Source organism: Agaribacterium haliotis, from assembly GCF_002312815.1.
Lineage (GTDB): Bacteria > Pseudomonadota > Gammaproteobacteria > Pseudomonadales > Cellvibrionaceae > Agaribacterium > Agaribacterium haliotis.
Window position 1 is genome coordinate 237,033 of sequence record NZ_NKQJ01000004.1, and the last position, 15,177, is coordinate 252,209.

15 protein-coding genes are annotated in these 15,177 nt (G+C 50.0%); 6 read left to right on the forward strand and 9 right to left on the reverse strand.

The window, feature by feature from the left end; genetic code table 11:
* Positions 1-15 precede the first annotated feature (15 nt).
* The 7 genes from CFK45_RS06935 to CFK45_RS06965 form a co-directional block, all read right to left on the reverse strand.
* Positions 16-468, reverse strand: a complete 453-nt coding sequence (locus CFK45_RS06935) for a gamma-glutamylcyclotransferase family protein (protein ID WP_096085705.1) — start codon at positions 466-468, stop codon at positions 16-18.
* Positions 469-483: 15 nt separating this feature from the next.
* Positions 484-909, reverse strand: coding sequence for a DUF1801 domain-containing protein (locus CFK45_RS06940; RefSeq protein WP_096085706.1), 426 nt, complete (start codon positions 907-909; stop codon positions 484-486).
* A gap of 41 nt (positions 910-950) precedes the next feature.
* Positions 951-1,970: a hypothetical protein gene (locus CFK45_RS06945; protein WP_143247495.1), complete on the reverse strand. Its 1,020-nt coding sequence runs from the start codon at positions 1,968-1,970 to the stop codon at positions 951-953.
* 288 nt (positions 1,971-2,258) lie between these two features.
* Positions 2,259-3,818 carry a winged helix-turn-helix domain-containing protein gene (locus CFK45_RS06950; protein WP_096085708.1) on the reverse strand — a complete coding sequence of 520 codons (1,560 nt, stop codon included), beginning with the start codon at positions 3,816-3,818 and terminating at the stop codon, positions 2,259-2,261.
* Positions 3,819-3,847: 29 nt separating this feature from the next.
* Positions 3,848-4,234, reverse strand: coding sequence for a tautomerase family protein (locus tag CFK45_RS06955; protein WP_096085759.1), 387 nt, complete (start codon positions 4,232-4,234; stop codon positions 3,848-3,850).
* 25 nt (positions 4,235-4,259) lie between these two features.
* Positions 4,260-4,883, reverse strand: a complete 624-nt coding sequence (locus CFK45_RS06960; protein ID WP_096085709.1) for a LysE family translocator — start codon at positions 4,881-4,883, stop codon at positions 4,260-4,262.
* Positions 4,884-5,047: 164 nt separating this feature from the next.
* Positions 5,048-5,581, reverse strand: a complete 534-nt coding sequence (locus CFK45_RS06965) for a Crp/Fnr family transcriptional regulator (protein WP_158224625.1) — start codon at positions 5,579-5,581, stop codon at positions 5,048-5,050.
* Between the two features lie 89 nt (positions 5,582-5,670).
* On the opposite strand from CFK45_RS06965, the gene CFK45_RS06970 reads away from it, so the two are divergent.
* Positions 5,671-6,402, forward strand: coding sequence for an SDR family NAD(P)-dependent oxidoreductase (locus CFK45_RS06970; protein WP_096085711.1), 732 nt, complete (start codon positions 5,671-5,673; stop codon positions 6,400-6,402).
* Positions 6,403-6,406: 4 nt separating this feature from the next.
* Complete coding sequence (locus CFK45_RS06975; RefSeq protein WP_096085712.1) at positions 6,407-7,090, forward strand: TVP38/TMEM64 family protein; 684 nt, start codon at positions 6,407-6,409, stop codon at positions 7,088-7,090.
* On the opposite strand, the gene CFK45_RS06980 is transcribed toward CFK45_RS06975, so the two are convergent.
* Entirely contained in the window at positions 7,087-7,548 is a 462-nt protein-coding gene (locus tag CFK45_RS06980) for a hypothetical protein (RefSeq protein WP_096085713.1), read from the reverse strand. The two genes, CFK45_RS06975 and CFK45_RS06980, sit on opposite strands and share 4 nt — an antisense overlap.
* Before the next feature lie 186 nt (positions 7,549-7,734).
* Positions 7,735-8,814, reverse strand: coding sequence for a class II fructose-bisphosphate aldolase (gene fbaA / locus CFK45_RS06985; RefSeq protein WP_096085714.1), 1,080 nt, complete (start codon positions 8,812-8,814; stop codon positions 7,735-7,737).
* 346 nt (positions 8,815-9,160) lie between these two features.
* On the opposite strand from fbaA, the gene CFK45_RS06990 reads away from it, so the two are divergent.
* The 4 genes from CFK45_RS06990 to CFK45_RS07005 are packed head-to-tail and all read left to right on the forward strand — an operon-like array spanning position 9,161 to position 15,176.
* Positions 9,161-10,759 carry an alpha/beta hydrolase gene (locus CFK45_RS06990; protein ID WP_158224626.1) on the forward strand — a complete coding sequence of 533 codons (1,599 nt, stop codon included), beginning with the start codon at positions 9,161-9,163 and terminating at the stop codon, positions 10,757-10,759.
* A complete protein-coding gene (locus CFK45_RS06995; protein WP_096085716.1) occupies positions 10,756-11,535 on the forward strand; it encodes an ABC transporter ATP-binding protein in 780 nt (259 codons plus the stop codon). The genes CFK45_RS06990 and CFK45_RS06995 overlap by 4 nt, the downstream gene beginning before the upstream one ends.
* Positions 11,532-12,704 carry an ABC transporter permease gene (locus CFK45_RS07000; RefSeq protein ID WP_096085717.1) on the forward strand — a complete coding sequence of 391 codons (1,173 nt, stop codon included), beginning with the start codon at positions 11,532-11,534 and terminating at the stop codon, positions 12,702-12,704. The genes CFK45_RS06995 and CFK45_RS07000 overlap by 4 nt, the downstream gene beginning before the upstream one ends.
* A 3-nt stretch (positions 12,705-12,707) precedes the next feature.
* Positions 12,708-15,176, forward strand: a complete 2,469-nt coding sequence (locus CFK45_RS07005; RefSeq protein WP_096085718.1) for a DUF748 domain-containing protein — start codon at positions 12,708-12,710, stop codon at positions 15,174-15,176.
* Position 15,177 lies beyond the last annotated feature (1 nt).

The window sequence follows — 15,177 nt, forward strand, 5'->3', positions numbered from 1 at the left end:
TGTGAAGGCCTGGGATTAGTTTGAGTGCTGGGGAGTCGTGGCAGGGGTGTTGTAGTGCTGGCTTGTGCACCAGGCCAACCAATCGCCGCTGTCTATGCGCTGCAAGGTTTCAGTATTATGTGTAAACAAATAAAACCAGGCTTTAACTTGCTGCCCTGAATCTAACAAAGTGCAGTTGCGTATGCAGCGCAGGTACTCGTGGGGCTGTGGGTAATTGTCGTTGCACTGTTCGTATTCGTCGAGTTCGCGAAACAATTGCTGCTGTTCGCGAATGCGATAGAGCTCGCCGAGAACCTGCTCGTTTATGTGTTGGCTATCAACGGCGCCGGGGTAGCCGTCGACTTCGTACAGTCTGGCTTGTATACGGGCGTCACCGAAAAAATCGCAGTGTTGCTCAATAACTCGATGCATAGGGTGGCCAGCTGCTTGTCGTAAGCTGCCGTAAACAAAAAGCAGTTCACTTTGCATGGTTGCGGCTCGTGCTTAAAGTGCGTAGCAGCTGTAACGCTGGTGCATATCGTCGACAACTCGCCGCAGCAGGTGTTCGAGTTTGAGCATATCTATATCCTTGAGCTTATTGATATAAAGGCAGGATTTTGCACACTTATGTTTGCCCAGTGAGCTCAATTCCGACTCAAAATTGGTGAAGCCTTGCATAATATAGAGTGTTAGGTTTTTTGAGCGCGCGGCAAAACCTGTCATTAACCACTCGTGCTCACCAGAGTGATTGCGGTAGCGGTATGCACCGTAGCCAATAATCGATGTGCCCCACAACCTTGCTTTGTATTGCGTGACTCGGCTGAAAAGTGCAGCCAGTTCAAGCGCATCAGCTTGTTTTTGCGAAGAGCTAAGGCTGTGGAGATAAGCGTCGACATCGAGCTCTGTCGGGCGGGTTTTGAGTTCGGCCATCGCTGTCGTTCATTGGCTGATAAATGATCATAATGCGCCGCTCAGCGTTCACTTGCAAGCTCAACAATAACCCGTTCAACAATATTCAGGGCGCTGTCCATGCCGTTTAAATCATTGATTACCCGCCCGTGCTCGCCGGAGTGATGACCGCGGCCAACAAGCTTCATCACATAAAATTGCTGGGGGCTGTCAAAATCTACAATGCTTTCATAAATCAGTGAAGGCTGGGCGCTGTAACCACTGCCTGAATAGACCGGATCATCCGGGAAACGATCACTTGAATAGTAGTCATTAAAGTCGAAACTTTGGTTGACTTCAAAACGCAGACGGTAGCGGCCGCTTAGCTGCTGTTTGCTTTGGCTGTGATAAACAAAGTGCCCCGGTGCCGTAGCGCCACTGTAGCCGTCAATACCCGTCAGAGGGCTGTTGTCGCTGACAAAGCGACCGTGTTTATCTTTAACTGCCAGCTTGTGCAAAAACACAGGCAGGGCTTCGTGGCGAAAGCGTTGGTAGGCCGTGCTCGGGTCTTGCTCCAGGTTAAATACTTCATCAAATATACCGAGCACATCACTGCGAAAGACCATAGCACTGTTTTTATTGCTGACTTTGTTAATGAAATAGTTATTGGCAAGACTGGCGCTGACATAGAGAGCCTGGACAAAGTCCCCCTCTAGCTCTTCGAGCCAAAACGCGTATTGCGGCCAGTGATAGCTTGCGCCGTGGCGAAAATCTAAAATTATTTTCTGCCCGGCTGCCTGTTCACTGCTTGTGTAATAGACATCTGTTGTGAACGCTTGCTTGACGGTGGGCGTATCTACCTCTTGCACCCTCATGCTGCTGCCCCAGGCGAGAAAATGCGCAAAAGGTGGAAATTGTTCCAGGGTTAAGATGAGTATCAACACAACACCAGTAAGTGATAGGCAGAGTGTGAAGCCGTGTTTAAGGTGTTGTTTCAGTGGCTTGAAGTTATTAATAACGTGCCACAAAGCCAGAGCAAGTAGAGTAAAGCCCAGCAGGGTATGTACCGCCGCGACGTTTTGACTGTAGCTGCGGCTAAACATCAACACGGATGTGAACAGTAATATTAAGAAACACAGTGCCAGGCTTAAGCTGACCCAGCTGCGCTTAGTTATATTCTTAAAAAAAACTGTGAATGCTTGTTGAGCAATCTCGGGTTTGTTTTTGGGCTTGTTCTTGGGAGTGTTAGGGGAAGGGGTGTTCTGTGCGATCACGGTAAAGCCTGCCTGCTTGTTTTGTCTGGGGCTACTGTGTGCGAGTGCTGCTCTTGAGGCTAATATATTTTTCTATAATTTTCTCAAAGCCTTGAAGGCTCTAGCCTGGGGAGCTTTTTAGTGTGCGAACTCCGGTGCTAAATCCAGCTGCTCAAGGCGTGTCTGCAAGGCGGCTAGCTCGTTTTTTGTAATTAAATCTTCGGCTTTTTGCCTGTGTTTCTCGGCCTGTTGTTGATCGCCGGCGCGCTGCCAGAGCTCGGCCAGCTCGAGCTCAACGATGCTGGCTCCGATGGGGCAGTGGATGCTCTGATGTAGTTCTTTGGCTTGCTTAAATGCGTGTTCGGCTCGCTTAAATTCACCCGCCACGGCGGCCGCCCGACCTTGCAATTGATAACTGTAGGCGGAGTAAAGCAGATCGTTTTGTTTGGCGCTGCTTGCCAGTGCTGTTTTTAAACTGCTCAAAAACAGCTTGTTTTTACCTTGGTAAAAATAGGCCTCGGCCAGCCAGTAGTGCAGGCTACTTGCTGTGGTAAGGGCCTGTCTGTCGCTTTCTGTTATGGCTTGTTTTAACTGCTGTTCGGCTTCGTAAGCCTGCCCACTAGCAAGTAACCACTGCGCGTACAATTGGCGCAGCCGGACTTTGTTTTTAGCCAATTCCAGTGCCGCCCTCATATGGCTCAGCGCTTGTTGTTGCGAGCCTTGTTGCCAGGCAGAAACGGCTTCGGCGACAAGTTCTTGATCAAATTCCATACGCACAGGGCTTGCCATTGTTTTTATGCCTGTTTGTCTGCGTACGACCTGCGCTAGTTTTTGCAGGATTTCGCTGGTATCCGTTGCAAATATGACTCCGCGCATGCTGGCATCTCGCCGGTGCAGTTTATATATCAGCTGATACTCTTTGACACTGCCACTTAGCTCGGCCTGAACAATTAAGCCGGCACCGCTTTGCTTAAAGAGTTTGGCAATGTTTTGCCTGTGTTTATTCGGCTCTAAGCCCGTGAGTTTAATGGTCTCGAGTACGTAGCTGGCATCAAATACCCGGCTCTTGTCATTGAGCGCGTAAATAAGCTGGTCCATGCCGCCGAGTTTAAACCAGCGGTGTCCCTGTTCGTCTACATGGTTTTCGAACGGTAATATAAAAACCATTGCGCTATGGTTTGTATTTATGTGTTGTTTGGATGTGAAAAGAAATATTAGGCCAGCCACAAATAACGCGCAGGCTACAAGTGCAGCATATATACGAGAGCTATTTAAGCGCATCAGCTGTTGCTTGAGCTTTGAGAGGCTGTTTGTATTGGCCGCCGGGGCGTTGTTGCTGGTGTTGTTGCCGGTGTTTGTGTGAGCAGCTTTAAAGTTAGTATCGCAACACTGTGCTTCAAGTGGGTCTACCCAGCTGTATCCGAGCCGGGGGTGGGTGTGGATAACTTTTTGTCCGGCAAAACTTTTGCGTATTTCGGCAATTGATTGAAATAATACCTGTTCTTCAACGGTGACATCGCCCCATACTTTTTCCAGTAAATCCTGTTTGCTAAGTACTTTTGCCTGATTTTCGACTAGCTGTATTAACAGAGCAAAGGTTCGCGGGCGCATCTCTTTTTTTTCACCTGCGATGTACAGTTCCCGGCGCTGAATATCAATCAGGTAATTGGCTCCGCGATAGTGTGTATATTTGTGCATCCAAGTGCCGAATAGTTGTTCTGTGGCCGTTAAACTTTAACCTGGTATTTAAGATCCCGGGCCTCGTCGCCGGTCATGCCTCGAAAGCCCCATTGATAAGGAGCCTGCTCTTTTATAACAATCTCTATATCGACGGGGCTCAGGCCGACATCTGCTTCAATCTTGCTAAACAAGCTTTTAATTAGTGCTTTCTGGGTTGCCACTTTGCGCCCAGCCATCATATTAATCTCAATGACTGTGTAGGCATCTGTGCGCCCGCCGGGGTAATAAAAATCTTCTTTATTCATCGGGATAAAGCGGTGGGCACGCTTGTCTTCGGGCAGGTCAAGTACCTGTTGCATGCAGCGGTGGATTACATCGGAGAGTTTGGCTTTAATCGGGTTTAGCTGTTCTTTTATTCCATATATAACGATCATAATAACTCCTTTTTTGTGGTTTTTGTCAGCTGCGAACAAGCAGATAAATACCGGCGCCAACCATTAAGGCAGACGCTAGATATGCTTGCCAATTTGAACTGCGTGCTAGCGAACGTGAGTTTAAGTACAGCGAGGCGCTGGCATAACTTAGCATAACTCCGCCGACACACAGGGTAGTGATGGCGTAAATAATCGCGATGTCTATTGTATTTAGCCTATCGAGCTGCACGAGTGATGGGAATAGGCTGGCATAAAATAAAATTGCTTTGGGGTTACTAAGGGTTGTGAGCAGGCCGGCGGCAAATGCCTGGAGTGGCCCGTTTAAAACTGATTTACCCTGTTTTTTATTTGTCTCGGGCTCCTTACTATGGCGCAACAAGCTTAAGCCAAGAAAAATTAAGTAGGCGGCGCCGGCGTACTGAATCACAACAAACAATTGCCCCATTGTGCTGCTCAATGCCGTGAGGCCGGCAAGCGCAAGGGCGATATAGATATAATCACCAAAAAAGATTCCGGCAATACAGCAGCTGCCACGAGCCAAGCCGTATTTTGTTGTTTGGCTGAGCACAACAAAGATACCTGGGCCGGGTATAGCTGCGAGTGTAATCATGGCAACGGCCAAGGTAAGGCTGCTAAGAAGATCCATCATTTTTCCGCTAAGCGTTGGCGGTTGGCTAAGAATATAAGTGGCGTATATTCTGTCCGCCAGCAGTGATATGAGTTTGCAGCCTCAATATGAAAAATTCTGGGCTGCAGCAGAGTTTCTGGCGTTTATTTTATCATTTTAAGGCGCAGCTTAATGTCGACCGGTTCTTAGTGGCTCGGGCCAATGCGTTTTTTTATACGGCTCAATGCAACAGGGGTAATACCCAAGTATTTGGCCAGGTCGTTTTGAGTGACCTTTTCTAGTAGTTCGGGTTTTGTTTGCTGCAGCTGTTGAAAGCGCTGTTCAGCGCTCAGGCATAGGAATTGATATTCGCGCTGCTCTTTTTTCATTGAGAAGCTCAATAACTGTTCAATCATTATGTTGGCAAATTCGATATCGCTGAGGCTTAGCTCTCTGACCTTTGCAAACGGCAGCTGAATAAGCTGGCAGTCGGCCAGGCTGAGCAAGCTAAATGAACAGCAATCACCGGAGACTGCAGAGGTCATACTGGCAATAAGATCCGCGGGGCCGAGAAAGGATTTGATAAATTCCTTGCCATCATCCGAGTTGTAATAGGCCTTAAGCAAGCCGCTTTTTACCAGATACAGATTGCGGTCGGTATCGCCTTGAACAAATACGTGTTCGCCGCGTGTTTTGCTAACGCGCTTTCCCTGCTTGGCGACCAATTCGTCCAGTTTCATTGCGTTAACCCAGGTTAATGAATATCCGTTTACCACGGCATAGCATAACCTAAGCTTGGGTTTTGCGGGAATCATGTCATGGAGCGAGTATGGAACTGGTAAACAAATATATTGTTGTCACAGGTGCGACGGCCGGGGTCGGTTACGAGCTTGTGCGACAGTTACACACGAACAACAAGGTTATTGCGGTAGCGAGAAACGCAGACAAGCTGGCGCAGTTGCAGCAACAGTTTGAGGGTGTTGTTTGTTATCAGGCGGATCTATCTTGCCTCGATCAAGTTGAGACGGTAGCCGATCAGTTGGTTAAACATTTCGCCAAATTAGACGTGTTAATTAACAACGCCGCAGTGCAAAACACGGCGCAGTTCCTCGACGATGCTTTTGTCTACGACGATATGGCGCGCGAGATTCAACTAAACTTCGGCAGTGTCTGTGCGCTGAGTTATTTACTTTTACCCTCGCTATTGCACGATCAGCCGGCGGCTATTCTCAATATTAACTCCGGGCTTGCGCTGACGCCCAAAACCTCTTCTGCGGTGTATTGTGCCACCAAAGCCGCGCTAAATAGTTTGACGCTGGCGCTGCGCTACCAACTTGCCCAGAGCAATATTGTGGTTCAGCAGGCCCTGTTGGATTTAGTTGATACGGATATGACGCGTGGACGCGGGCAAAACAAAATGTCGGCTGCCAAGGCTGCGGCTAAGATTATTGATGGTTTTCAGGCTGGGCAGCTCGATCACGATATTGGCAAGGTGAAATTACTGCGCCTGCTTATGAGCCTGGCGCCACCGCTAGCTAGAAAAATCATGAAACGGAATTAAATCCATGAGAGCGTTATTGAAAGTTATCGTAATTCTTGCGTTGCTTTTTGCTGCAACCTTTGTGCTGATTAAATCTACCGGGCTGCTGAGTGTCGCGCAGATTGAGGCCTGGCTAACTGCAGCCAAAGATTTATCGCCGCTCTATGTTGGCAGCATTGTCGCGTTGTTATTATTTGCCGATCTTTTTATTGCTGTACCAACTTTAACCGTCACCATATTGGCTGGATATTTTCTTGGCTACAGTTATGGTGCGCTCTCGGCTCTGCTCGGTATGCAGCTGGCGGGTTGCTGCGGTTATGTTATTAGTCGTCGCTTTGGCGATTCCGTGTTTTGTTTTTTGCTAAAAGATGAAAATAAGCGCGCTGAGGCAATAGCGAGTTTTCAGCGTCACGGTTTTGCGATGATTTTGTTGTCGCGAGCACTGCCCATTTTGCCTGAAGTCTGTGCGTGTCTTGCGGGCATGACACGTATGCCTTTTCTAAAATTTATTAGTGCATGGAGCTTAAGTACGACACCTTATGTGTTAATTGCCGCCTATGCCGGCTCACTTAGCTCGCTAGAGAACCCCAAACCTGCGATTTTAACCGCTATATTTATGTCGTTTTTTCTGTGGTGTGCGTGGTTTATCTACCATCATAAAAATAAAAAAGTGCGCCAAAATCGAGCCGAGCAATTGATAAATAGTTAAGTTGAGCGGCTTTTGTTAAGTGTTATTTCCGGCCACGCCTGTTTTAGGCCGGCAGCGTAAAATAAACCGATCACTAAGCATATCGATGAGCTGGTAAACCAAAACTTGAGCCCCATTGCCTGTACATGTGGGGTTTGTATTACAAAAGGCAAGAAAAAACCGTAGATACCGCGAGTGCAATAGACGGCACTGATCAGCACGAGGCAGCTTCTGAGCAGGGGCAGGCGGATTATTAGTTTTGCACCGGAAAGCGCGTACAGGGCCCAGGTTGTTAACACTGCGGCGATCGCCAGAGTGATGATGGTCGGGTAGGCTTTGCCCTGGGCGGCCATCGTGGCCAGCTGCTCACCGGCACCAAAGGCTCGGTACCAGTCGGGGCCGCCAAAAATAACGGCAATATGGGCAAGCGCGGCGCTGAAGCTTAAGCCGCCGGCAATCAAGAGCGGTGTATTTTTCATCTATAGATTTTTCACCTGTAAGTTTGTCAGCTGTGGTTTTGTAGCGGCAGCTGCCTATTTGTAGACAGTTATCCGGGCTTTGTTCGGCGCACGTTTGCCTTTTGCTAAAGTACCAGTGACTTATCTGTCGGGCAAAAAAAAACCCGCATCGCGGGCTTTTTGAGTTTGTTGAACAACTTGCTGCTCTTAGAAGCGGTTCAGGCAGTTCAAGTCGCTGAAAGCCTGCTCGAGGCGAGTGCTCATGCTCTCTTCCATTTTTCGCAACCAAACGCGCGGGTCGTAGTATTTTTTGTTGGGCGCGTCGTCGCCTTCTGGGTTGCCGATTTGGCCTTGCAGGTAGGCTTCTTTGTCGAGGTAGTACTGGCGGATACCGTCCCACGCAGCCCACTGGGTGTCGGTGTCGATATTCATTTTAACAACGCCGTAGCTGATGCTCTCTTCAATCTCGGCCTGTGAAGAACCCGAACCGCCGTGGAAAACAAAGTCGAGGCTGTTAGGCGCAAGACCGTATTTCTCGCTCACATAAGCTTGAGAGTCGCGCAAGATGGTCGGTGTCAGTTTAACGTTACCGGGCTTATAGACGCCGTGTACGTTGCCGAACGATGCGGCGATGGTGAAACGATCGCTGACTTTGCTCAGCTCTTCGTAGGCGTAAGCTACTTCAGAAGGCTGGGTGTAAAGCAGGCTGTGATCCATATCGGTGTTGTCGACGCCGTCTTCTTCACCGCCGGTGCAGCCGAGTTCAATTTCGAGGGTCATGCCCATCTTGCTCATACGCTCTAAGTACTTGGCGCAGATTTCGATGTTTTCTTCGAGGCTCTCTTCGCTGAGATCAATCATGTGGCTGGAAAACAGAGGCTTGCCGGTTTCGGCAAAGTGCTTTTCACCCGCATCGAGCAGGCCGTCGATCCAGGGCAGCAGTTTTTTTGCTGCGTGGTCAGTGTGCAGGATAACCGGTACACCGTAAGCTTCAGCGACGGCGTGAACGTGTTTGGCGCCGGCGATACCACCGAGGATGGCGTTGCCCTGGCCTTCTAATTTGAGGCTCTTACCGGCAACAAAGGCGGCACCGCCATTTGAAAACTGAACAATTACAGGAGAGTTAACACGCGCTGCGGTTTCCAGGGTTGCATTGATAGAGTCGGTACCGACACAGTTCACAGCGGGCAGAGCAAATTTGCCAGCTTTAGCTAATGCAAAGATTTTTTGAACGTCGTCGCCAGTAGCGACACCGGGTTTAACTACAGACGAGATAAGGTCCGACATAGGGGAGCTTCCTGAATACTTGTATTGGATTAAACGCCGTCGAGGCGGAGCGAATTTTAACCGAAATTTGCTTGCAGTTTCCACGTGAGCCCTTGCACTGGCTCAAATATCCGTCGCTTTTAAGCACATTTGTATTGTTGCGGCGCTAAATGCCGCGCTTGAGCTTTCGCCTGTTGGCACCGGCGTTTGTTTGACTTGCCTGCCCTGGTGCCGGTGTTGTCGGCTTTGTTACCAAGCGGTTACCTAATTGTGCAGTTTTTATCAGCGCTGATTGTGGTGCTTGTCAGCAGTAGGTGCACTTGGCATGATGCCGGGGCTCTTGCTTATAAATAATCCGGCTATGGATATGCCCAATTTTCTTTCCTATCTGCGACACTTGGCCGCCGTACTGGCGCTGTCTTTTTCCTGCTCCGCCTTGATGGCCGCACCCGAAACCGAGGCCGCGCTGCCTGGCCTGAGTTTTGAGCCCTGCGCGCGCTCAGTTAGCTCTGGCTGGAGCCGCCGCGCCGAGTGCGCAAGCACGGTGGTGCCTCTTGATTATCAGCAGCCCGAAGCTGAACAAATAGAGCTGAGCATCGTGCGCTTAAAATCGCGGCGCAGTCAGCCTGAGCGCGACCCGATGTTGATGTTAGCCGGCGGCCCTGGGCAGGCGGCGTCAGAGGCGTTTTTATTTGCCGATCACCGCTACCCCAAGCTAATCGAAAACCGGGATATCTATCTAATCGACCAGCGCGGAACCGGTGACAGCACAGCCATGCGCTGTGAGGCGATGAAGGATGCCGATCTGAGTGTGCAGCGCGACTGGCATGAGCTGCAGCGCTTGACAGATGAATGCCTGCAGCAGCTGCCCGCCGACCCGCGCTTCTTTACGACTTCGGTGGCCATCCGGGATTTTGAATACCTGCGCAAACAGCTCGGCATTGACCAGTGGAATTTGCTCGGAGTTAGCTACGGTACTCGTGTGGCCCAACACTATCTGCGCCAATACCCCAATGCTATTCGCTCAGTTGTGCTTGACTCGGTATTGCCGCCGGATATGAATTTTGGCCCGGACATCGCGCTCGAAAGTGAAAAGGCCCTGCAGAATTTATTTTTGCGCTGCGAAGCCGACAAGCACTGCGCCGAGCACTTTCCCGATTTATCGACACGCACGCGTGCGCTGCTGCAAAAACTTAAAAATGAGCCGGTGCTACAGCTGCAACTGGAGGACCTAAACACCGGGCTTAACCAACATCGCGATTTTTCCCACGAGCAACTTGTCGGCATGATTCGGCTGAGCTTATACAGCGATGAGAGCATGGCGCTGCTGCCTCTGCTCTTATATCAGGCCAGCAACGGCAACGTTGCGCCGCTGGCGCGCACGGCGTGGTCCTACCAAGATAGCTTGGGTGAAGCGATCAACCTCGGCATGCACAACGCGGTAGTTTGTAGTGAGGACTACCCCTTTTATCGCCAGCAAGACATCGATATACCCGACCTGGAGCGAAGTTATATGGGGCCAATGCTGCACAGGGCGCTTGTAAAGATGTGTGAGCGCTGGCCGCAGGGCCCGGTCGACGATGATTTTAAGCAGCTTGTCAGCAGCGACAAGCCGGTGCTGTTGATATCCGGTGAGCTCGATCCGATCACGCCGCCGGCCTACGCCGAGCGGGCCAAAGAGAAGCTGACCAATGCCCGTCACGTAGTTTTGCCGGGCCAGGGCCACTCGGCCTCAATTATTGCCTGTGCACCGGATTTGGTTGCCGAGTTTGTCAATCGGGCCAGCGCCGAGGCCTTGCCCATCGGCTGTGTTATTGAGCTGCAAGCTTCAGCTTTTTTCTTAAATTTTAATGGGCCCTTTGTAAGCGGTGTTGAGGGGCGAGCCGGTGATAAGGGGCAGGCTCGAACTGAAACATCCGAGTTAGAAGGCGCCAGCGGGCGAGCTGCGGTGGAGTTAAATTTGTGATTGAAGTAAAAGGTCTGAGCAAATATTACGACAAGCGCGGCGGCGCGTTTATGCAAAAAAAGCAGCGCATCTGTGCTTTGGCCGATGTTAGTTTTTGTGCGCGCGATGGTGAAATTAGCGCTTTGCTCGGTGCAAATGGTGCCGGCAAGTCTAGCGCGCTGCGCATTATTGCGACGTTGTTAAAAGCCGATAGTGGCACGGTGAGCGTTGACGGTTTTGACAGTGCCAGTGAAGCTCTGCAAGTTAGAAAACACTTAGGTTTTATGCCGCACAACAGCGGTTTGTATCCGCGTTTAACGGCCGTTGAAAATATTCGCTACTACGCCGAGATTGCCGGTGTCACCGGCGACAAACTTGAAAAAAGCCTGGCCACGTTAATTCCTATGCTCGATATGCAAGAAATTGCCGAGCGCCGCTGCGGCGGCTTTTCTCAGGGCCAGACAATGAAGGTGGCGTTAGCGAGGGCCTTAATTCACAAACCTAAAACGTTGATGCTCGATGAGCCAAGCAATGGTTTAGATGTGATGGCAACGCGCAAATTGCGCACGATACTGCGGCGCCTGCGCGATGAGGGGCACTGTATTTTATTGAGCTCCCACATTATGCAAGAGGTTGATGCGCTGTGTGATCACGTCGCCATCATAAACGAAGGGCGCATAACACTCGAAGGTGCCGTTGCCGATATCAAGCGGCAGACCGGCCAGAGTAACCTCGAAGATGCCTTTGTCTTTGCCATCGGTGAGAGCCTCGATGAAAACGCGGAGGCGCAAGCGTGAATACTTTTTTAACCGTGTACCTAAAAGAAGTTAAAGACAACCTCAGGGACAAGCGCTCGGTATTTTTTGCCCTGCTCTACGGTCCGCTGCTGCTACCGTTGATGGTGCTCGGTTCGCTTGTAGGGGGAATAAAAAAACACAGCGTCAACTTTGATGAGACCCTGGTTGTTTACGCCGCTGGAGATGTTTCAGCAGCCCGACAATTTTTAGCGGAAAAAAATATACGCCTTAAGGCCGCAGGTGAGAATTGGCAGCAGCGCCTGCGAGATGGTGAACTCAACGTTGTAATCGAGCTGGATCAGAACTACCAGCAAAACCTTGTCGACGGGCGCACAGCCTTTGTTACTTTTTATTTTGATAGTGAAAACGACGTTTCGGTCAAAGCTAAGCAGCGCCTGCACAGCGCCTGGCAGGCTTATCACAGTCAACTCGCTGCGCTAAGGCTGGCAGCGCGAGGTATGAACGAGCAACTGACGCGGCCTTTTCAGTTTATCGACGCAGATATTGCTGAAACCGGCGGCCCGGAGAAAACGGTTGCACGTATGCTGCCGTTTATTGTGATTATGGCGCTGACCTTGGGTGGTTTTTATCTGGCGGTTGATATCTGCGCAGGTGAGCGCGAGCGCCATTCGCTGGAGCCGCTGCTGAGCTTGAGCATGCGTCGTTCGACCCTGGTTTTTGCCAAGTGGGCGGCGCTGTGTACGTTTGTGTGTCTCGCGGGCGCCTTGACGCTACTAAGTTGTTTTCTGTTGTTAAACTATATACCACTTGCAGAGCTCAAGCGCTTTTTCCACATTGATGCCTGGATGTTTCTGAAGCTGTTTTTCTTGATGTTGCCGCTGATGCTGTTTTTGGCTTCGGCCATGTTGCTGATAGCAAGTTTTGCCCGCAATGCCAAAGAGGCGCAGACTCACTTAGGCATCGCTATGATGCTGCCAATGGCTCCGTTTTTTCTGCTTGAGTTTTTGAGTATTAAGGCATCTAAACTGCTGTTTGCGATACCGGTTATGAGCCAGTTTTTATTGGCAGAGCGCCTGGTTGTCGATGAAAATTTAGCTGTTGAAGCGCTGCTATTGAGCTTTAGTTCCTGTTTGGCACTTGCCGTCATCTTTTTGTTGCAGATAATACGTATCTTTTCGAGCGAAAATATCTTAACAAAAGAGGCCTAAGGGATGTTCAGGCGGTTATGGGCGCGATTGTGGTTCCGCATCGTTGCTTTACTTGTTGCTGCGGTACTAACTTTCAATTCCATCGTCTGGCTGACATCGCCGATGTTCAGCCGCTATTTTATCGGCGACCTAATTGAAAGCAGTCGCTTAGAGCTGGATCAGAACTCCTTGATTCGGCTCAATCTGTTCCGCTCCCGTATTACCATTGAAAATTTGCGCTGGCAGGGCAACGAGGGGCGGCATTTTCTGCTGCGTTCGCTCGATTTTGACTTTCGTCTATTGCCGCTGTTGCTAAAAGAATTTGAAATCACCCGCTTAAGTGTCGATGGTGTAGAGCTGCATTTACAGCGTCGCGAGCAGGGCTTAGCCGTAGCAGGTTTTGAATTCAGCCAAGCTCAGCCGGGTATTGAGCAAGATGCCGATGCTGAAGTAAGCGAGGGCCCCAATAGCAAACCTGCGGTGACAGGCTTGAGTTCGCTGCCATTAGCGGTTGATGTACCGATTATTGAGCTCAGTGATATCCAGCTATTTATTGACGATCACGGCCATCAGCACAAGGTTGTGCTCGAGCGCTTTCGTTTACAGCGCGCCTACGCCAATCGGGAAAAAGCCGAATCAGCGCTCGATTTTGCTATCGATATTAACGATACACGTTTGAGCTTCGACAGCGCGCTGGATTGGAAACCCAGTGGCGGTGCACTCGCTGGCGAATTGGATATTCAAGATCTGAACCTTGAGCCTTATCGCTATCTGCTGCCCGAGTCGCTGGCAACCATGCTTTTGAGCAGCGATGTTTCTCTGTCGTTTGAATTTAATATGCCGCCGTCGCACAGGCCCAAGTTGCTAAGTGAGCACTTTAGGTTTACGCGCTTGAGCCTGGCTTTAAATGATTTTGAGCTGCAGTTAAGCCCGTGGCAAGCGGCCTTTGAACAGTTCCAGCTGGACTTTACTAATGTTGAAATAAGCAAAGATGCCGAGCTTTTTTCTCTGCAATTACCGATGGCTTTAAGTCTCAAACAGTTAGAGCTGGCTCAACTGCAAGATAGCGATGCCTACCGGCAACTGCTTGCGCTCGACAGTGTGGAGATACCAGATAGCCTGATCTACGGAAGCAGTAGCGATGCGCACTTTAAAACCAGCTTAATTGATGTCGGCCGTTTGATTTTCTCCAAGCCCGATGATGAAAAAGCGTTTTTTGATTTAAGTGGTTTAGCCCTACAGGGGCTCGATGCCGATCAAGGTGGTGTGGAATTACACACACTGCTAATTAAAGGTTTTGAATTAAACGCAATCAAAGATGAAAACGGGCAGTGGAAAAACCTGTTGCTGGCTAGCCCTGAACAAGCTGGTGATCAAACCCAGCCAGAAATAGCTGAGGCGGATGCGCAAGAGGCCGCCTCTGACTCAGCTGAGCAACAAAATCAGCCTGAAGACGATAGTGCGTTTTATTTTAAAATAAGTCGCATTGCACTTGAAAACGCCTCACCTGCACGTTTTCACGATGCCAGCACAACACCTATTTTTGATTTGGCCTTGGTGCTCGAAGAATTAGAGCTGCTGGATATAGACAGCCAAAATATCGATCAAGTCACTACCGTTAAACTCGCCACCAGTGATGGTGAATACTACAAGCAAGAGCTCGATGCGACCTGGCAGTTGTTTCACCCGCAGGCCAGCGGCAAGTTTGAATTATTGGTTGAGCAGTTCCCGCTTTACAAAGTCTCGCCGATGTTAAAAGACAGTGCCGGTTTTGACATTATGGCTGGCGAACTTGATCTTGATTATCGCGGTGAAGTAAAACTTGCGGAGCTCGACAGCCAAGCCAAGCTTTTTTTGCGCGGGCCAATTTTTTCGTCGGGCTCTGACGATCACGTCAGCGACAGCAAGGTTGCGGGGCAGGCTGCAATTCCGATGAACTATGCCTTGGGCATGCTCAAAGATCGCAAAGGTAATATCAAACTTAAGCTGAACATTGATGGTGATATTAACGATCCGAGTTTTGATTTCAGTAATATCCTGATTGTGGTGCTGCGTAAGCAGATTTTCTCGATGGCACAAAAAGAACTGGCCAAACAGTTTATCCCCTACGGTCAGTTACTTGGTGTGGCGATGGCCGCCGGCAATCAGGCATTAAAAGTACGCTTTTCAGATTTAACCTATGTGCCGGGTAGCGAGCAACTCGATAGTGAAAGTGCGGAAATGGCCGAGGCGCTGAGGCAGTTACTTGTCGATAAAGAAAAAACGGATTTGCGCCTGTGCCCGGTGGCGACCGCGGCTGATATTGGCGTCGCGGCCGAGAGTAAACTCAGTGATGCCCAGCACCACAAAGCAATATTGCTCGCTCAAAGCCGTGCGGCGGTGTTGAAAAAAACATTGGTAGAGCAGGGCATTTCCAGTGAACGCCTGCTGTTGTGTGCAGCGCGCTATGACAGCGGCAAAAATAGTTTGCCGCGCATAGAAATTAAGGATTAAA